The 19798-nt window shown below is 55.6% G+C and carries 15 protein-coding genes; 7 read left to right on the top strand and 8 right to left on the bottom strand.

The features are described 5' to 3' along the window. Window positions 1-109 precede the first annotated feature (109 nt). The 6 genes from arnT to HA50_RS30125 all read left to right on the top strand — a co-directional run bounded on the left by arnT (window position 110) and on the right by HA50_RS30125 (window position 6188). Entirely contained in the window at window positions 110-1768 is a 1659-nt protein-coding gene (gene arnT / locus HA50_RS30150) for a lipid IV(A) 4-amino-4-deoxy-L-arabinosyltransferase (RefSeq protein ID WP_084881057.1), read from the top strand. A gap of 87 nt (window positions 1769-1855) precedes the next feature. Continuing rightward, the gene (fetA, locus tag HA50_RS30145) at window positions 1856-2521 is read left to right on the top strand and encodes an iron efflux ABC transporter ATP-binding subunit FetA (protein WP_084881056.1); all 666 of its coding nucleotides are present in this window, start codon (window positions 1856-1858) and stop codon (window positions 2519-2521) included. After that, window positions 2508-3269 carry an iron efflux ABC transporter permease subunit FetB gene (gene fetB, locus HA50_RS30140; RefSeq protein ID WP_084881055.1) on the top strand — a complete coding sequence of 254 codons (762 nt, stop codon included), beginning with the start codon at window positions 2508-2510 and terminating at the stop codon, window positions 3267-3269. The genes fetA and fetB overlap by 14 nt, the downstream gene beginning before the upstream one ends. Window positions 3270-3356: 87 nt before the next feature. Then, window positions 3357-4058, top strand: a complete 702-nt coding sequence (locus HA50_RS30135; RefSeq protein ID WP_084881054.1) for a response regulator — start codon at window positions 3357-3359, stop codon at window positions 4056-4058. Window positions 4059-4062: 4 nt separating this feature from the next. Next, a complete protein-coding gene (locus HA50_RS30130) occupies window positions 4063-5337 on the top strand; it encodes a HAMP domain-containing sensor histidine kinase (RefSeq protein WP_084881053.1) in 1275 nt (424 codons plus the stop codon). Between the two features lie 71 nt (window positions 5338-5408). Continuing rightward, window positions 5409-6188 carry a MipA/OmpV family protein gene (locus HA50_RS30125; protein WP_084881052.1) on the top strand — a complete coding sequence of 260 codons (780 nt, stop codon included), beginning with the start codon at window positions 5409-5411 and terminating at the stop codon, window positions 6186-6188. On the opposite strand, the gene HA50_RS30120 is transcribed toward HA50_RS30125, so the two are convergent. From HA50_RS30120 to HA50_RS30110, 3 genes are all read right to left on the bottom strand, one after another. Beyond that, the gene (locus HA50_RS30120) at window positions 6185-6793 is read right to left on the bottom strand and encodes a LysR substrate-binding domain-containing protein (protein ID WP_084881051.1); all 609 of its coding nucleotides are present in this window, start codon (window positions 6791-6793) and stop codon (window positions 6185-6187) included. The genes HA50_RS30125 and HA50_RS30120 overlap by 4 nt on opposite strands. Beyond that, window positions 6766-7461, bottom strand: a complete 696-nt coding sequence (locus HA50_RS30115; RefSeq protein ID WP_244193725.1) for an MFS transporter — start codon at window positions 7459-7461, stop codon at window positions 6766-6768. Before HA50_RS30115 ends, HA50_RS30120 begins: the two co-directional genes overlap by 28 nt. A 281-nt stretch (window positions 7462-7742) precedes the next feature. Then, the gene (locus HA50_RS30110) at window positions 7743-8492 is read right to left on the bottom strand and encodes an SDR family NAD(P)-dependent oxidoreductase (RefSeq protein ID WP_084881050.1); all 750 of its coding nucleotides are present in this window, start codon (window positions 8490-8492) and stop codon (window positions 7743-7745) included. Window positions 8493-8633: 141 nt separating this feature from the next. On the opposite strand from HA50_RS30110, the gene HA50_RS30105 reads away from it, so the two are divergent. Further along, entirely contained in the window at window positions 8634-9542 is a 909-nt protein-coding gene (locus HA50_RS30105; RefSeq protein WP_084881049.1) for a LysR family transcriptional regulator, read from the top strand. Here the strand turns inward: HA50_RS30105 and glgX are convergent. From glgX to HA50_RS30080, 5 genes are all read right to left on the bottom strand, one after another. Continuing rightward, the gene (glgX, locus tag HA50_RS30100; protein ID WP_084881048.1) at window positions 9529-11610 is read right to left on the bottom strand and encodes a glycogen debranching protein GlgX; all 2082 of its coding nucleotides are present in this window, start codon (window positions 11608-11610) and stop codon (window positions 9529-9531) included. The two genes, HA50_RS30105 and glgX, sit on opposite strands and share 14 nt — an antisense overlap. A gap of 128 nt (window positions 11611-11738) precedes the next feature. Continuing rightward, the gene (gene treY, locus HA50_RS30095) at window positions 11739-14174 is read right to left on the bottom strand and encodes a malto-oligosyltrehalose synthase (RefSeq protein WP_084881047.1); all 2436 of its coding nucleotides are present in this window, start codon (window positions 14172-14174) and stop codon (window positions 11739-11741) included. Further along, a complete protein-coding gene (gene treZ, locus HA50_RS30090) occupies window positions 14171-15958 on the bottom strand; it encodes a malto-oligosyltrehalose trehalohydrolase (protein ID WP_084881046.1) in 1788 nt (595 codons plus the stop codon). The genes treY and treZ overlap by 4 nt, the downstream gene beginning before the upstream one ends. A 195-nt stretch (window positions 15959-16153) precedes the next feature. Further along, on the bottom strand, window positions 16154-17242 hold the full coding sequence (locus HA50_RS30085) for an ABC transporter substrate-binding protein (protein WP_084881045.1): 1089 nt from the start codon (window positions 17240-17242) through the stop codon (window positions 16154-16156). Window positions 17243-17258: 16 nt separating this feature from the next. Further along, the gene (locus tag HA50_RS30080) at window positions 17259-19388 is read right to left on the bottom strand and encodes a TonB-dependent siderophore receptor (protein ID WP_084881044.1); all 2130 of its coding nucleotides are present in this window, start codon (window positions 19386-19388) and stop codon (window positions 17259-17261) included. Between the last annotated feature and the right edge of the window lie 410 nt (window positions 19389-19798).

The raw sequence follows: 19798 nt of genomic DNA, 5'->3' as shown, positions 1-19798 counted from the left end.
CTAAATTGTTATTACTGGATACTTTAATGAAACTACTGCATAGCAGGCCTGAGAACATGTGCGGGCCGGAAAATTCGGTGTGGTGTGAAAAACTCACAGGGAATCGCGTATGACCGCAACAACAAAAACGCTACTGCTACTGGCGTTACTGATGCTCTATTATTTTGTGCCACTTGAATTTCGCCATCTCTGGCAGCCGGATGAAACGCGCTATGCGGAGATTAGCCGGGAAATGCTGCAAAACGGCAACTGGATCACGCCACACTTCTTTGATTTACGTTATTTCGAAAAACCGATTGCAGGCTACTGGTTCAACAACATTGGCCAGTGGTTATTTGGGCATAACAATTTCGCTGTACGCATTGGCGCGGTCTTTTCCACGCTGGTTAGCGCGGTGCTGGTTTTCTGGCTCGCCCGCCGTCTCTATGCCGACCGGGCTGTCGCCCTGACTGCCAGCGTTATCTTTCTCACCTCACTGCTGGTCTATGGCGTGGGCACCTATGCCGTGCTCGACCCGATTCTGTCGCTGTGGTTAGTCGCGGCTATGTGCAGTTACTGGTATGCCGCCGGTGCGGTCACTCTGCGCCAGCGGCTGGTGGGCTATATCCTGTTTGGCCTGGCCTGTGGTATGGGGTTTATGACCAAAGGGTTTCTGGCATTGGCTGTTCCGGTACTGGTGATTGTTCCCTGGGCCATCTGCAACCAGCGTTTCCGTGAGTTACTGACCTTTGGTCCGCTTACCGTGCTGTGCGCCGCTCTGCTCAGTGCACCCTGGGCGCTGGCGATTAATCAGCAACAACCGGATTTCTGGCACTACTTTTTCTGGATAGAGCATATTCAGCGCTTTGCCGACTCCGATGCCCAACACAAAGCACCGTTCTGGTACTACATACCGATCTTAATCGCCGGTTCCCTGCCGTGGCTGGCGTTGTTGCCCGGTGCTTTGCGTCAGGGCTGGACGGAGCGTAAGAGCGCCCCCGGTGGGTTTTATTTACTGTGCTGGATCCTTATTCCTCTGGTGTTCTTCAGCATTGCCAAAGGCAAATTGCTGACTTACATCCTGCCATGCTTTGCGCCGCTGGCGATTTTGATGGCCTGCTACGGACATCGGCTGGCGGGCAAGGCGAGTCGCATTCTTCGGGTGAACGCCTGGATTAATATCCTGTTCGGCGCACTGAGCCTGTTCGCCTTACTGGTGGTGTTTGCGCCCTGGGGCATCAGCCATCGCCCGCTGTATCAGCAGCATGAAGTGGGCGCATTGATCATGGCGGCGGTGACTTTTGCCGGATGGGGACTGGCTGGATTTGTCAGCCTCAGGGCGAAAGGTCAAGGCTGGCAGCTTGCGGCGCTTTGCCCGCTGGCACTGGCACTTTGTGTCGGTAATGCGATCCCGGAAAGCGTACAGAACACCAAACAACCCCAGGTCTTTGTGGCAAGCGTTGCGGATAAACTGGCGGAAAGTCGCTTTATTCTGAGTGACGACCCCGGCATCGCCTCGACCATCGCCTGGACGCTGCAACGTAGCGATATGTATTTCTATGATAAACAGGGCGAAGTCCGCTATGGCCTGAGCTATCCCGATTCTCAGTCGCGTTTTGTCAGCAAAGCTGACTTCCCCCAATGGCTGGCGATGCACCGTAAGCAAGGAACGGTTTCCGTGGTGCTGATGCTGGGCCGTGGTGAGGCAACGCCCACCGACATTCCCCCTCCCGATCTGGTGTATCGCCGCGATCGCATGCTTTTACTGCAATACGGCCCTGAACCCTAAGCTCAGAGGCTTCACAATTCTGCTAACATGCGCAGGGCCGCAATGCGGCCCGTTAACGCAATCGCTCATTTTTGTGGATAAATAACTATGGCCGCCGATTTTCCTTTGCTTGATGTGCAAGGGGTGACGTTCTCACTGGAGGACCGCGAGTTATTGGCTCCGGTCTCATTAACGCTTAACCCAGGTGATTTTGTTTTGCTCTCCGGCCCCTCAGGCAGTGGCAAAAGCACATTGCTGAAGATTATGGCTTCACTGTTAGATCCCAGCGAGGGACGTATCTTTTTTCGCCACCAGGACATCGCAACACTCAAGCCAGAAGAGTATCGGCAGCGGGTTTCCTACTGCTTTCAAACCCCGGTGCTGTTTGGCAACACGGTATTCGATAACCTGGCGCTGCCGTGGCAAATCCGGCAGCAGAAACCCACGCGTAGCAAGCTGGAAGCCGATTTAGCCAAAGTGAATCTGCCTGCTGACATGCTGGATAAAAAAATTGACCAGCTTTCCGGCGGCGAAAAACAGCGCGTCGGCTTATTACGCAATTTGCAGTTTCTGCCGGACATTTTGCTGCTGGATGAAGTGACCAGCGCACTGGATGAAGATAACAAGGGCCTGATTAACAACCTGATCAAGGGGATTGTCAGCGACAAAGGGTTGGCTGTGGTGTGGATCAGCCATGACCCGGCGGAAATTCGCCAGGCGCAGCGGGTATTGCACCTGGAAGCCCCGGAGAGGAAAAACCATGAGCCAGCATAATATCACTAACACTTCACTGGTACTGGCGTTGGTGCTGGTGATGATCGCGCTGCTGATTAGCCAGAAAGAGAAGCTGGGGCTGGGCAAAGACATTATCTGGAGCGTGTGTCGCGCCATTGTGCAGTTGGTCATTGTTGGCTATGTGCTGAAGTCGATTTTCGACATCAATAATGACTGGCTTACGGTGCTGATGGTGTTGTTTATCTGCGTCAATGCCGCGCTGAACGCCCGTAAACGCAGCCGCAATATTGATCATGCTTTCCTGATTTCATTTATCGCCATTACCAGCGGTACTACATTGACGTTGGTGATTCTGGTGCTGAGTGGCGCGATCGAATTTATGCCGATGCAGGTGATCCCGATTTCCGGGATGATTGCCGGGAATGCCATGGTGGCGGTGGGGTTGTGTTACAGCAATCTCAACCAGCGCTTTGCGGATAACCGCCAGAAAATTCAGGAGATGCTGAGTCTGGGGGCGTCCATCAAGCTGGCATCAGGCACGCTGATTCGGGACAGTATCCGCGCCGCGATGATCCCAACGATAGATGCGGCGAAAACCGTGGGGCTGGTGAGCCTGCCGGGCATGATGTCGGGGCTAATTTTTGCTGGCATCGACCCGGTGAAAGCCATCAAATACCAAATCATGGTGACTTTTATGTTGATTGGTACGGCCAGCTTGTCCACGATAATTGCGGTCTACCTGGCGTATCGACGTTTTTATAATGAGCGATCACAGCTGAGATTTTGATCATCTGATCTTCTCTTCCAGCGTTGACGAAACTTAATAGCGGACGCCGCTGTCTGTTACTCATCATTGTTTTGGAAGATAAAAGTCATGACCTCTGTATTGCTGATTGAGGATGATGTCCGTCTGGCGCAGATGATTGTGCCTTATCTGGCACAACACGAATTTGAGGTGATGCATAGCGCCAGCGCTACCGATGCACAGGCGCGCATGAAACTGCGCAGCTTTGATGTGGTACTGCTGGATCTGATGCTGGGGGATGCCGATGGGCTGGCGCTGTGTCGGCAGATACGCGCCGAAAGCCACGACGATCCCGCCATCATTATGGTCACCGGACGTGGCGATCCGGCTGACCGCATTATTGGGCTGGAAGTTGGCGCTGATGATTACCTGCCCAAACCCTTTGAACCGCGTGAGCTGCTGGCACGGATGCGTGCTGTGCTACGCCGCATGCGGCCGGGCACCCGAACCGCTGATACCGGTCTGATCCGTTCAGGTGAACTGGAGATTGATATTGCTGCGCGCACGGTAACGCTGCATCAGCAGCCCTGTGCGCTGACCTCATTGCAATTCGATTTGCTGGTTTCGCTGGCGCGCCAGGCTGGGCGCGTGCTGAATCGCGAACAAATCTGGCAGACGGTACGCGGTGAAAGTTATGACAGTTTTGACCGGGCCATTGATGTGCATATCGGGCGTATTCGTCAGGTGATTGAAGACGACCCCCGTACTCCGAAGCGTATCATCACGGTACGCGGCGTGGGTTACGTGTTTTCCGCTCAGGCGGATCGCTAAGCGTATGAAACGCATTACCGACCTTCCGATGCATTTGCAGATCTTCTTTGCTGTGATCAGCGCTATTTCGCTGGTGGTGCTCTGTACCATCATGCTGTGGCTATGGACGGATGATGAAAATCGCCACCATAACGCGTTTGCCACTTTCAGCGGCATGGTGGAACAAACGTTACCTCCCGCATCGGCCCCGGCAGATGCGCAGTCGACGGCGATTGATAGCTGGATGCAACGTACCAATGCCCGTTTCGCCCTGTTTGCGGCTAACGGCACATTGCTGAGCCGCATGCTTTCACCCGCGATCCCATTCCCGCATCAGGTGAAAGCCGGGGGTTACTTTGATGACTGGTACAGCTCACGCTTTGTCTGGCAGTTGCAGGATAAACGTTTGCTGGTGATCCAGTTCAGTGTCGATCGCATTGAACGTCCGTGGACTTTTATCCTGATGCTGTTAGCGCTGGCGGCGGCGGTGGTGGTGATCTCTTTCCCGGTGATTCGTCGACTCACTGCGCGACTGGAATCACTACAACATAGCGTCGAATCGTTGGGCAAAGGCAACCTGGCGGCGCGGGTGCAGGTGACGGGTCGCGATGAGGTGGGCCAGCTGGCTGCCAGTTTTAATCGTTCCGCGACACAAATCGAGACTCTGGTTCAGTCACAGAAAACCATGCTGGCCAATGCCTCACATGAACTGCGTTCACCGCTGATGCGTATTCAGATGGCCTCGGCATTGCTCAGCACTGAACACTCCCAGGCAGGCAATGAATTGCAACGCAGCGTCAGGGAACTGGACGCGTTGGTAGAGGAAATTCTCACCCTGAGCCGACTGGAGATGGCGGATAACGTTATCGTGGGTGAATTACTTGCCACCGATATCACGGCACTGGCCGCCGAGGAGTGCGCCAGCGTTGAGGTGGAGCTGAATGCCGAGCACATTGTGGCGCAGGTTGATGCCCGTCTGATGCGCCGTTTAATGCGTAACCTGATTGAAAACGCGCTGCGTTATGCGGGGCGAGAGGTGACGGTCAATCTTAAGTGCACGCCGGATCACGGTTTTTTGCTGACGGTGAATGACCGTGGGCCGGGGATTCCCGAGTCGGAAATGGTGCGCATTTTTGAACCTTTTTATCGCCTGGCGCGCAGCGGTAACGGTTCCGGGCTTGGTCTGGCGCTGGTGCGCTCCATTAGCCAATATCATGGCGGTGAGGTTAGCGTGCATAACCGTTCTGGTGGTGGTGCCAGCTTTAGCGTGCACATCCCGCTGTTACATAACTTTACCTGAGGTAAAAAGAGGCGTTACAGGAGGCTGGTGTAATGGCTGGCGGTCAACCGTCACCATAAGGATGAAGTCACATGCGTTTCACACCAGCGAAATCCCTTCCGCTGATATTGCTGTTTTCCACCGCCGCGTTGCCTGCTTTTGCTGATCAATCCGATCAAAACTTCAACGGCTTTCTTGGCGCAGGTGTCAGTGTTCAACCCAAATACTCCGGGGCGAAGCACAACCAGACCCGGTTTCTGCCGGTGGCAAGGCTGAACTATGGGCCCTTTTTCTTCGGTGGTGTCGATACTCTGACCGCGCTGGGCTGGCAATTTGTCCGAACCGAACACTGGACCTTTTCCGTTGGCGCAGGGTTGGATCTCTTCCCCCGCGAGGAGTCAGATGATGACTACCTGCGTGGCATGGGCGACATCAAACGCTCACCGCACGCGTTTACCTCCGCCATTTACCGCAACGACTTGTTCAATGCCGGAGTGATCCTGACCCAGGATATAGGCGGTAATCAGCAGGGATTTCGGCTGACGTCATACGCGAATCTGTCATGGCGTCCCTCTGAAGATCTGCGTTTGTTCACCGGTCCGAGCCTGAGCTGGGCGAATAGCGATTATATGCAGACCCAGTATGGCGTGTCGGCGCAGCAATCCTCCCGCAGCGGTTTTGCCCGCTACGATGCCGGGTCTGGCCTGGAAAAAATTGGCTGGGAAGTAGGGATGGATTATGACATGACCGCGGCCTGGCAGGTGGGGGCGCGGGTGATGGCCCAGCGTCTGGAAGGTGATGCGGCTGACAGCCCCCTGACCCAGCAGAAGGATCAGGTAAGCTATGCGCTGTTCCTTGCCTGGCATTTTTAACTGATGTGAATGTATTGCTGCAACCCTTCGGCCAGCGCATCAAATACCGTGCGGCATAGCGGGCGGGTGCGCAGATCTTCATGCATGGTAATCCAGGTGGAGAGATGCAAAGAAAACGCCTCGGGCAGAATACGCACCAGCTGGGGTTCGCGCTGTGCCAGCCCCGCCTGACAAAAACCAATACCCGCTCCGGCGCGAATCAGCGCCAGTTGTGCCGGGTCGCTGTCGGTGCGAAAAGCAAAATGTTCCCGTGCCAGTAACGGATGCGCCTTTACCACGCTGCGCACAAAGGCGTCCGGCTGGTCGAATCCAATCAGGCTGTGCTGGCGCAGCGCCTGAATCGAATCTGGTGTGCCATGTTTTTCCAGATAGAGAGGGCTGGCATACATACCCAGTGCAATCTCACCCACCGCGCGGATCACCAGCTGATTCTGGTGTGGGCGCACCATACGTACCGCGATGTCCGCTTCGTGTTGCAGTAGATCCTGTATCTGATTAGACACCACCAGCTCAAGGCTCAGGCCCGGATGGCTATCGCGTAATTGTGCGAGGATCGGCGGCAACACTTCCTGCGCGATTATCTCACTGGCGGCCACTCGCGCCACTTCACACGCTTACCGGCGGGGATGGCTGAAACGCTGCCACCGCCACCGGCCAGAATGTACTGCTTCTCCGCGCGGCTGATGCCCTGATGCTGCTCCGGGTGACGGTAGATGCAGAAGAAGATCAGACCGAAAATCACCCCGAGGCTCCCCGCCAGGTAAAACAACGCCCCCCAGCCAAAATGGATGCTCATCAGCACCAGCAACGGCGGGGCAAAGGCCAGTCCCCAGCGGGAGGAGGCATCCCAGATCGAACTCGCCAGCGCCCGTTCTTTGCGCGGAAACCAAATCGAGGTGATTTTGGCTGAGGTTGGCCAGCCGGGTGCTTCTGTCATGCCGAGCAGGGCGCGCGCGCAGAGTAACGCGGGCAGCGTACTGCACAGCCCGGTAATCATGGTCGAGAGTCCCCACAGTGACGCGGCGGAAGCATAAACCTTGCGCGGACCAAAGCGATCCGCCAGCCAGCCGGCCGGGAACTGACTGAAGGCAAAAAACAGGGAGAACACCGATCCCATCAGACCGATATCGGTGTTGCTGAGATGAAGGTCGCTCATCATCGAGGGTGCCGCCACCGCCAGGCTGGCACGATCGAGATAGTTGATGAAGCCGCCAATAAGTAACACAAAGGCAACAAACCAGCGTTTTTTACCCACAACCTGGTGCGATGACATAGAGGGTTCCCGTTATGATTAACTGACATGTCAGAATATTAATCATGACGGTTGGCTTGCCAGCAAGTAGCGGGATTTATTGTTTAGATATTGATCACAAATGCCATTTAAAAAGGCTTTTTCTACAGTCCGCACCTTCAAATATGCAAAAACTATAATCAATATAACATGTCAGATTTTTGATTTTGTCCGCATAGTAAGCAACGTACAGTCCGGCCACCGCCTTAATTACCGGCGTTACTTTGCCGGTAGAAAGGGGGGACCTGACTGCATTAGCACGATTAAATCTGCGCCATACCACCATCGACAAACAACTCGGTGGCGTTGATAAAGCTGGAATCATCAGAGGCAAGGAACGCTACCACGTTACCAATCTCTTCCGGTTCACCCAGACGACCCAACGGTACCTGGGATGCCAGCGCGTCAAACAATCCCTGACGTTGATCTTCACTGACCAGGCCACCTAAACCAGGGGTACGAATCGGACCAGGGCTGACGACGTTGATACGAATGCCGCGATCTTTCACATCCAGCGCCCAGGAACGAGCGAAGTTACGCACGGCAGCTTTACTGGCGCTGTAGACGCTAAAGCCAGCGGTGCCCTTCACTGAGGTGGTAGAGGCGGTGAGGATCACCGAAGCCTTGTCACTCAGCAGCGGCAGTGCTTTTTGCACGGTGAACAACACGCCACGTACGTTGGTGCCAAAGATACGGTCAAAATGTTCTTCGGTGATGCTGCCCAGCGGCTGCATATCGCCGCCACCAGCGTTGGCAAACAGGACATCAAGGCGACCTGCCTGACGGGCAATCTGCGCATAAACCGCGTCGAGGTCGCTCAGCTGCGCGGCATCGGCGCGAATCCCGGTGGCAGCAGCGCCAATGCTGGCGACGGCTGCGTCCAGTTCTGCCTGACGGCGTCCGGTGATAAACACCTGTGCGCCGCGTGCTGCCAGCGTTTGTGCTGCAGCCAGACCAATACCGGTGGTGCCGCCGGTAACCAGAGCAATTTTACCTTTCAGTGATGCGTTCATGTTTGTCTCTCCAGATAAGTGATTAAGTGATTTTCAACGGGCTTCGTAGTGCATGGAGGCAATGTACCGTGGCGACGTTTATCGATAAATCGTGTAAAATGGAAATGACTATTCATGTGTGTGGATAATAGGTGAAGGACGATGGACCAACTGATGGCAATCAAGGCATTTGCACGCGTGGTGGAGGCCGGAAATTTCACTCGCGCGGCGGATTCGCTCGATATGCCCAACGCCACGCTCAGCAAGATGGTGCAGGAGCTTGAAGCCCATCTGGGGATTCGTTTACTGCAACGCACCACCCGGCGTGTGACGGTGACGGCAGAGGGGCGGGATTACTACGAGAAAGCGTTGCGTATCGTGCGCGATCTGGAGGATATCGATGCCTCGTTTAATGTGGTCAGTGGCCGGTTGCGTGGCTATCTGCGCGTGGATGTCGGTGGCTCAACGGCGCGGGATGTGCTGATACCGGCGCTGCCGGATTTTATGGCACGCTACCCGGATATTCGTCTGGATCTTGGGGTATCGGACCGGCCGGTTGACCTGATCAGCGACAACGTTGATTGCGTGATTCGTGGCGGGCCGCTCAGCGATTCCTCCCTGATCGCGCGCCATATTGGCGATGCCACCCTGATAACCTGCGCAACGCCGGGTTACCTGAAAGCCTTTGGTGTCCCGGCTTATCCTGATGAGTTAAAAAACGGCCACCGGCTGGTGAGTTATCTGTCACCGCAAACCGGGCGTCCGTTTCCTTTCCGCTTCGCGCGTAACGGCGAAAAGAGTGAGATCAAAACCGAACATCGTATCGGGATTAACGAAAGCAACGCGCATTTGGCGGCGGCGCTGGCCGGACTGGGCATTATTCAGACCTTCACCTATGCCACCTTTGAAGCCCAGCAACGTGGGGCGCTGGTGGAGATCCTAGCCGGGTGGCGACCTGCGCCTTATCCGTTTCATGTGGTGTACCCGCAGAACCGCCACGTCACGCAACGGCTGCGGGTGTTTATTAGCTGGCTGATGGAGGTGTTCCCGCAGCGGCTCAGGGCCGTCTGAACAAGGCGATGCTACGGCCCTCCAGGGTGAAATCTTTTTCTTTGGTGATCACCAGCCCCTTTTTGCTGCAATCGCTGGTGGTGAGTTCCAGTACCCAGCCACCTTCGCCAAATTGCGGGATGCGGAAGGGCACTTCGCCTTCAAACGGATTGAATAGCATCAGCACGTCATGCCAGATACCTTCGGCTTCCTGCAAGTCCGGGCGGCCAATGTACATACCCAGCGTGGTGCCTTCATCCCAATGCTCCGGTTGTTGCAAGCCGCCCCCCGCATTGAACCATTCAATCTCCATACCGTCGCGCCAGTTTTCCCGATGCAGCAACGGCTGGCTGGCGCGCAGGTGGATAATCTGGCGGGTGAATTCGCGCAACGCTTCGGCACTGGCGGGCAGCTCATCCCAGTGGAACCACGAGATCTCGCTGTCCTGGCAATAACCGTTGTTGTTGCCCATCTGGCTGCGGCCAAACTCATCACCGGCCAGCAGCATCGGCGTGCCGTGGGAAAACAGCAGGGTGGCAAGAAAATTGCGTTTCTGCCGTTCACGGACTTCTATGATTTGCGGGTCATCGGTCGGGCCTTCTGCACCGTAGTTATAAGAACGGTTGTCGTTGTGCCCGTCATTGTTATCCTCGCCGTTGGCCTCGTTATGCTTTTCGTTGTAGGACACCAGGTCATTAAGGGTGAAGCCGTCATGGGCGGTAATAAAGTTGATACTGGCCCAGGGGCGGCGTCCGCGCTGATCGTAAAGATCACCCGAACCCAGCAGGCGGGCAGCAAAATCACTGGAGACATTGTCGCCTTTCCAGTATTCCCGCACCGTATCACGATATTTGTCGTTCCATTCGGCCCAGCCTGGTGGGAACGCGCCAACCTGATAACCGCCCGGACCGATGTCCCAGGGTTCACCGATCAGTTTCAGTTTGCCCAATACCGGATCCTGGGTCATGGCGTCAAAGAAACCGCCGCGTGGGTCGAAGCCGCCAGGCTCACGGCCCAGAATGGTGCCCAGATCAAAGCGAAAACCATCGATATGCATCGATTCGGCCCAGTAACGCAGGGAGTCCATAATCATCTGCAACACGCGGGGATGTGAGGTGTTAACGGTGTTACCGGTGCCGGTGTCGTTAACGTAGTAACGATGCTGGTCAGCCAGGGTGCGATAGTAGGAATAATTATCGATGCCTTTAAACGACAGCGTCGGTCCCAGTTCATTGCCTTCTGCGGTGTGGTTGTAAACCACATCGAGAATCACCTCGATTCCCGCGTCATGCAGCGCGCGCACCATGTCACGAAAACCCTGGATACCACGCGGGCCGAAATAGCGTGCGGCAGGGGCGAAAAAGTTGAGCGTGTTGTAGCCCCAGAAGTTTTTCAGCCCTTTGTCCAGCAGATGCTGATCATCGGGAAACCAGTGCACCGGCAACAACTCGACGGAGGTGATGCCAAGGCTTTTCAAATAATCGACGCTGGCTTTATGCGCCATACCTTCATAGGTGCCGCGCAGGGGTTGTGGGATTGCGCTGTTAAGCTGGGTAAAGCCTTTGACATGGGTTTCATAGATGATGGCGCTGGACCACGGGATAACCGGGCGATTCTGGTCATGCCAGTCAAATTCGTTGGCATCGATGACCCGACATTTGGGGGTAAAATCGGCGCTGTCGTGGGTATCAAAGGTGAGATCTTTGTCTTCACCGTCGTGCTGTAAATCGTAGGCGAAATGCGCTTCGTTCCAGGCGATATCGCCGGAGAGGTCACGCGCATAGGGGTCGAGCAACAGCTTGTGCGGATTAAAGCGGTGACCATTTTCCGGATCAAAGGGGCCATGCACCCGGTAGCCGTAAAGCGCTCCGGGTTGCAGGCCGGGAATATAGCCATGCCAGACTTCGTGGGTAAATTCGGGCAAATCAAATCTGGCGATTTCATGGCGGCCACTGTCATCGTACAGGCACAGTTCAACGCGTTCTGCGTGGGCGGAAAACAGGGCGAAGTTGACGCCTTCACCATCGAAATTGGCACCCAGCGGGTAGCTGTAACCGGCGGTAATCACAAAAGGCTTAGCATGCGACATTTTTTCCCCACTCCTGTAAATAAACACCTGGTAAAAACCTGCGCGATAAATACTAAATCACCAGGTGCGAATGAATTCGCACCCTACGGATGTAGGGGCGGCATTTATGCCGACCGGTTCAGCTGACTTTAGCCGCTTAGCAACACCAGGTAAGGCTGTTCGCTGGTCAGGACATCGGCAAGGGCCAATTCTTCATGGCTTATAACGTTGTTATAACGACGATTTGCAAGGGGCGCGGGCAGGGCAATCTGCCACGTCGGTAACGGCTGCGGCAGGTTGCCAGCAAAGGCGGTTAACGGCAGGCGAGGCACCACCACGATCAACGCTGCATGCGCGTCCACCCGTGCAAAGGCAATCAGATGTTCGCTGCTGGCCGCCAGCGGCAGATAATCACCGGCAAGAAATAATTGCGGATGCTGCTGACGTAGTGGCAGCAGGGTCGCGATCATCTGCTGCTTCAGCTGGCCACTTAGCCAGTTATCGGGCTGCGGCGGGTGGCTGGTCAGCAGCTGTGCCAGCCGCGCAAAATCCACAGGTTGCCGATTATCAGGATCGACCAGGCTGAAGTTCAGCGCTTCACTGCCCTGATAAATATCCGGCACACCGGGTGCCAGCAGTTTGATGATAGTCTGGCTCAGACTGTTCGCCAGCCCGGCGTGGAGAAAGGGTTGTAGCGTGGCGGTAAAATCCTGCAAAAAGGCCTGGCTGGCGGGTGAAAGTAGCTGGCGGGCATAGGCCAGCACCGCCTCTTCATAGGATTCATTGCTCTCGGCCCAATCGGTGCGCTGTTTTGCCTCACGCAGCGCTTTTTCCACAAAGGCAACAAAACGGTTTTCCAGATCCTGCAATCCGGCAGCATCATCCGGACGCAGCGACACTGGCCAGGCACCTGCCAGTGCCTGATACAGCATCCATTCCACCGCCGGGCCGGGTGCTGGGCCTGCGGGCAGGAGTTTGATATGTGCCTGATGCATCTGCCGCCAGCGGCTAACGGCAGTCGCCCAGCGTTGAGGCGCTTCGCTCAGGGTATACAACCGCGCACGGGCGTCCTCGCCGCGCTTGGTATCATGAGTTGATGTGCTGGAAATCCCCTGTGGTTGCTGCTGCTGTCGTGTCTGCATCGCGGCATGAAAACGCGCCAGCGAGAAGCCTTGCGGCAGCGGTTCGCCGCCGACTTCATTTAACGCCAGCGCCGTGCACTGGCGAAAGAACAGGGTATCCTCCACCGATTTTGCCATCAAAGGGCCGCTTAATTGCTGGAAACGGGTGCGAAACAGCGCGACCTGGCTATCAGCGGCTGCGCCGTGAAACAGGCCGATGATAAAAGAAAGGGCCTCGGGGGATGTCACCGCGCTTATGTTTGCCGCCACAGTTTGTAGCAACGCCTCATCGGCAGCGGGTAAGCCTTCCACAGTGGCGTAAGTGCGGTAAACCGGAAAAGCCAGCAACAGTTCACGCAGCGCGTTGCGCAGTGCGTTTTCAGCGATCGCCTCCTGAGCGATAGCTTTTGCCAGCGTCAGCAGACGGGTGAATTCTCCGGCAAAGTTTCGATCAACCATTAACGCTTTTGCCGCCCGCAATTCAGCAGCCATATCGTTTCCGGCAGGATAAGCCTGGCGCAGGGCGTTGATGCCGCCACTGACAACCAGGGCATCAGCCAGCGCGGTGATAAATTCGTAACCAGTGGTGCCCGCAACGGGCCAGTCTGCGGCCAGCGCCTCCCCGGTTCCGAGGATTTTTTCCACTGTGATATAGCAGTCCGGCCCTGCCTGCTGGCGCAGACGCTCCAGATACCCCTGCGGATCGGCAAGCCCGTCAACGTGGTCGATGCGCAGACCCGCAACGGCACCGCTGTGCACCAGTTCCAGAATCAAGCGATGCGTGGCAGCGAAGACTTCGGGATCTTCAACCCGCACCCCCACCAGACCGGTGATTTCAAAGAAACGACGATACGAAAGGTCCGTTGCGGCATCACGCCAGCATATCAGCCGATAAGCCTGGCGTTCGTGCAGGGCGGCAATGTCCACCTTGTCCTGAAGATTCAGTCCCTGCCAGCTGTCGAGCGCCAGTGGGTAAAAATTGTCGAAATACGCAAGCGTCGGTAAGCCGCTCTGGGGATCGGCGCGGACGTTGATCTCGCCTTTTTCCAGTGCTTCAGCAAAGGTGTCACCCAGAAACGGCAGCGTCAGCGGGCGTGACCAGTCGATATCAAAATAGTGGGCGTAGCGGCTGTGTTCACCGTGAGCTATCACATCGCGCCACCACGGGTTTTCCAGCGAGGCCGCCATATGATTGGGGACGATATCGAGTATCAGGCCAAGACCGGCGCTTTTCAGTGCCTGCACCATGCGCTCGAAACCCGCGCGGCCACCGAGCGAGGGGTCGATTTGCGTGGCATGCGTGACGTCATAGCCGTGGGTCGAATCGTGGGGCGCGGTAAAGACTGGCGAGGCATACAGATGGCTGATGCCGAGTTTTTTTAAATACGGCACCAGGGCGGCAGCGCGATCAAATGTCATGCCGTTGCGGAACTGAAGTCGGTACGTTGCCGTTGGCAAAATCATGGCGTATCTCCGGCAGACAAACGTACGGTCATCCCATTAGGTGGTAGTGGGTCTGCCGCCTGCGGCCAGGCAAACAGCGTTTCACCCGGCAGCTCCGTCAGGGGTTGTGCGATTTGGCTTAAATTCAGCGCCAGCGCAAGGGTGCCGCCAGGGAAGCGCCAGCTGACCGCGATAAAGCCATCGTCTGCGGCGATAACGTGACCGTTATGAGTGACAGCGTCACGGATCAGTGGCACGATAAATTGCTGACGCATCGCCAGCAGCTGTTTGGTCAGCGCCAGCCATTGCCTGCCCTCGGGGCTGTCGGGTTTTGACCAGTCGAGTTTTGACATCTCAAAGGTGTGTTGCGCATTGGGATCCGGCACGCTGGCCCCCTCATGTCCGGCATGGCCGGTAAACTCACGGGCGCGTCCTTCACGCACCGCTCTGGCGAGATCGCCGTGAAAATCCGTGAAGAACAAAAATGGCTGCGTCTCGCCAAACTCCTCGCCCATAAATAGCAGCGGGATATGGGGGGAAAGCAGCAGGGTGGCGAGCAATGCCTGGGTCCGTGCGGCCCCGGCAAGGGTGAGCAGCCTGTCGCCATGGGCACGGTTGCCGACCTGATCATGATTCTGGATAAAATCGACAAAGGCGACCGGTGGCTGGCCGGTGCTGGCGACACCACGCTTTTTGCCACTGTGGGGAGAGACTTCCCCCTGGTAAGCGAAGCCTTCAGTCAGAATGCGGGCAAGGTGCTTTTCTGGCTGATCGGCGAAATCCTGATAGTACGCGTGGGTTTCCCCTGTCGCGCAGACATGGATGGCGTTGTGGAAATCATCATTCCACTCCGCGGTGAACAGCGGTACGGAGCCGTCTGAGCTGCGCGGATGGAGAAAAATGACGTTGCGGCTGTCCTCGGTAGTGAGGTGGATAGGCCGGTCAGGGATTTCGCGCCGAATGCGTTCGGCAATTTCAATCAGAACCTGTGGTTCGGCCTGATCCTTTATCTGGTCAATGGCATCGAAACGCAGGCCATCAAGTTTGAACTCCGTCAGCCAGTACAGCGGGGCTTCGGTGATATAGCGGCGGGCAGCATCAACATCGTAAGCAATGCCTGCGCCCCACGGGGTCATTCTTTGCTGATCAAAGAAGTCCGGCGACAGCAGCGGCAGATAATTACCTTCCGGGCCAAAATGGTTAAGCACGATATCCAGCACCACCGACAGACCAGAGCCGTGCGCGGCATCCACGAAGGCGCGGAAATCATCCGGGGTGCCATAGGCGGAATGCGGCGCGTACAGCAGCACGCCATCATAGCCCCAGCCACGGTTGCCGCCAAACTGCGCAACCGGCAGCACCTCAATCATGGTGATCCCCAGGGCAGCCAGCTGCGGCAGTTTTTCTATTGCCGCCTGGAAGGTGCCTTGTGGCGTGAAGGTGCCGATATGTAGCTCATACACCACGGTCTCTTCCCACGGGCGACCGGCCCAGTCGTGGTGCTGCCAGGCATAGGTGGTGGGATCGATAACCAGCGAAGGGCCATTCACCCCAGCCTGCTGAGCGCGTGAGGCGGGGTCAGGCACCGGAGTGCCGTCGGCAAGCAGATATTGATAGGGCGTACCGGGTGCGACCTGCGCTTCCCGCCATGCGAACCAGCCATCGCCGCAGGCTTGCATCGGTATGTCAACGCCTGCCAACTGTAACGTTACCTGGCGCTGGCCGGAGGCCCAGAGACGGAAATGCACACTGCCATCTGGTGCGTACTCAGCACCCCAGCTTTTATGAAATAAACAGGACTCCATTTTATCGCCTCGCCGGTCAGGAAATAACCTGTGACAGTCAAGCATAGACCACGAAGGGGGAGTTGCATGGGCTGCCAAAACCCGCGCGATAGATCTCGCAGCGATGTGACCCAATATCGCACTGGGTTGTAGCGGCGCAATTTATTGCGCGGGTTTACCGGCACCGTGCACAGAATTGCGCGATAAATCGCGCCGCTACGGGCGCATGGGCATAAACCAGGTGCCGCTGTAGGGAATGGGCAGATAATCGTGGAAGATTTGCTTGAGCGTCTCTTCGGGCTGTACATCGTTAAACAGCTGCGGATAGAGCGTCTTCGCCATAAATTCGGTCGCGGCGATGTGCCACGGGCTGAGATAGAAATTCATCCAGATCACCGCCGCATGGCCGTTATGCAATGCCTGCAACTCGCGCAGACCATTCTGTTTTGCCGTCAGGGCGCTGAAGCTGCGTTGTACGGCTTCAGGTGCCACTGCAGGACCCAGCTTTAGCACGCCTTGTGCATCGTTATCACCCGCGCCGGTGGCGAAGTAATATTCCGGCTGTGCGGCAATCACGCTTTCCTCACTCAGCCGCCCAAACACCCCCGGCACGGTTTTGCTGGCAATGTTGTCACCACCGGCGGCGTTGAGTAACTCACCAAGGCTACCTTTAACGGCCGTGACGCAACATTCGTTGCGGCGTCCAAGGTGCAGTTGTAGCAGTACCGCCGGCTTTGGTCCGTGATAACTCGCCAGCCGCTGCTGAATCACCTGTAAATGCGCCTGATAGAAACGGTTGAACGATTCGGCCCGCGCCGTCTGGTTCAATACTTCACCGAGGATCTGCACGCTGCGCGTGGTGTTCTTCAGCAAATGCACGCGCAGATCGATCTTCACCACCGGGATGTGTGCTGCCTTCAACATCGCCACCAGACGCAAATCCCCATCGTCATAACGTGCCAGGCTGGGCAGGATCACCACATCCGGTTTGAGCGCCAGCACCTGTTCCGGGTTGATGTCGTTGGTGCCGCCCGCACCCAATACCGGGATCTTCAGCATCTGCGGGAACTTGCGGGCGAAAATGTCCCACATCTGGCTGTCGTACCTTTTCAGGTCCTGCGGCCAGCCGATAATACGCTGGAAAGGATCGCCAGGTTCCAACACCGCCAGCGTGTACAGCATGCGGCTTTCCCCCAGCACGATACGCTGGGGGTTATCGGGAATCGTCACCGGGTTGCCGTCGATATCGGTGATGGTTTTGGCCAGCGTGCTGCTGCTGAACATCAGCAGCAGCAGCGCCACCATCCTGAGAATGATCGCCTTAGAATTCAACGCTCGCCTCTAGCATAAAGTTACGGGTGGCACCTTCACGCACGCGCAGATTACCGCCGCTTGAGGTGTAGTAATGTTTATTAAACAGGTTATTCAGGTTCAGTTTCAGCTGGGTTTTGTTGCCCAGCAGACGGTTGTTCCAGGCAATAAAGCTGTCAGCCACGATGTAGTCCGGCATGGTGAAGCTGTTTTCGGGATCACCCGCACGCGCGCCAACATAGCGTGCCCCGCCGCCAACGCGAAAATCACCCGGAATTGCGTTAAACGTCAGGTTATGGCTCAGATACAGCGCACCCGAATGACGCGGCGCATTTTGCAGGCGGTTGCCGTTATTGGCAGAGTTCTCGCCATCATTAACGATTTCCGCCTTGTCGTAGCTGTAGTTGGCGCTGAGATCCCAACCCGGCAGGATTTCACCATTCAACTCAAACTCGGCACCACTGGAACGCGCTTTGTCGATGGCACGGGTTTCGCCGTTGATGTTAAGCGACATATCACGTTCATCGATACGATACAGTGCCACGCTGGCGAACAGACGCGGCGAGATTTGCCACTTGCTGCCCACTTCCCAGGTGGTGCCCTGTTCGGGTTTACCCACGTTACCATCATCATCCACATCGGTTGACGGAGTGAACGATTTGCTGACGCTGCCGTACAGCGACACATCTGGCGTAAGTTTGTAGATTAACCCGGCCTGCGGCAGGAACTTGTTGCCTTCATCGTTAAGGGTCTCGACCACCGGATCCCAGCCTTGTGAAGCGCGTTGCTCATAATGCTGGTAGCGACCGCCGACGACGGCGATCCAGTTGGAGGTCAGAGAGATGCTGTCCTTGGCGTACACCGAGCGGCTGTGAATGCGATTCAGCAGGTTAGCGTTGGCGGTTTTCTCGGTGCTGCTATCGGTCACCGGCGACAGCAAATCGTACTGTGGATCATACAGATTGAAATCGCTGTTGGATTTGCCCTGATACTGATGTGCACGGTAGGTCTGGTTCATCTCATAATCGGTACCGACCACCAGATTGTGTGTCATGCCGAAGATTTCCGGCGTGCCCATCACATCCCAGGAGACATATTTAGTTTTGTGGTTAAAACCACGGTTGGCATCAGCCCGGCGCGTCACGGCTCCGGTGGTGGTGTTGATCGCCGTGACCCTGACTTCGTTGTTGTCATACTGACGCTGATTCATACCGAAGGTAAGACGGGTGCTCCAGTCGTCGTTGAACTGCCAGTCATAATGGGCATTCAGGGTCTTATTGTGGCCCCAGGCATGGTTGGCTTTATCATCCAGACGATCCTTATAACCGATATTTACCGGCTTACCGTTGATAAATGCCGTGCCGCGATCGTAGGGAATATCGTACTGATAATCTTCATAGCTGATCAGGAAGCTGGCTTTTTCGCCATACCATTGCAGCGATGGGGCGATCAGTGTGTGTTTTTCAACGCCAAAGTTGCGCCAGTAATCCTGGTTTTGTTTTTCCGCGATTAAACGGAAAGCAAAACCGTTGCCGAGTGGGCCGGTGACATCCACTGTGCCCGCACCGCCACCTTCGCTGGCGTAACGACCGCTGACTTTGGTGTGCCATTCATATTGCGGCTTTTTACTGATGACATTGATCACCCCACCTGGATTCTGAATGCCGTACAGCAGCGACGCCGATCCCTTTAACACTTCCACGCGTTCGGTGGTGGCATCGAAGTTCAGCCCCTGGCTGCTGCGGACGCCATCACGGTAGATGGAGCCATCCGAGTTACTGCCAAAGCCGCGGCGCACAAAACCATCCTCGGTGCCCGCGAGGGTATTACCTTCGGTTACGCCACTGACAAAACGCATGGCTTCTGACAGATTACTGACCTGGTAATCTTCCAGCTGTTGCTGCGTCACCACGCTGACGGATTGCGCTTCATTGACGCGGGGTGTCGGGGTTTTACTGGCAACCGAACTGCTGGTGGCGTTATAACCCTGCTCGCTGTTTTCCTGTGCCGTTACCGTGAGAGTATTATTTTCCTCAGCGGCAAAACTGATTCCTGGTGTAAAAATCGCCACCCCATAAATAGCCGCAATAATGGCCGGATGAGGTTTCTTTTTAAAAGTGAACGGCTGATTGTTATTCATTTAATGTAAACCTGGTATTCATTGTCTGGTTATTTTCATCCATGAAGAAATCGCCGGCCTTTTTAATCATCAGGCCAGATGTGTTGCTCTGATAAACATTGCTAATTATCTGGGTATTATTATTTTATTTAATGCAGGAAGCCGTTGTGAGACGACCTCAATGTAATTGAGAATCATTCAAACATGAACCAATGTAGTAGTAAATGCAAAAAATCATCGTAATGCTACATCAGTGTTAAAGTAAGGGGTTGATGATGAGTGGTGGATTTAACTTCATGAATTAAATAGGTTTTTAATAATTGTTGCGTGATTTTTTTAATGATTTCTTGCTTCATATTGTGTAGTTTTGATAGCCGTAATGGATGATTGTTACTACAGCTGTGTAAGGAGCCTGTGGTTAATTAACCAAC

This window comes from Pantoea cypripedii, assembly GCF_002095535.1.
In the GTDB taxonomy this organism is placed as follows: Bacteria; Pseudomonadota; Gammaproteobacteria; order Enterobacterales; family Enterobacteriaceae; genus Pantoea; species Pantoea cypripedii.
This window is presented reverse-complemented; position numbering and strand designations above follow the sequence as displayed.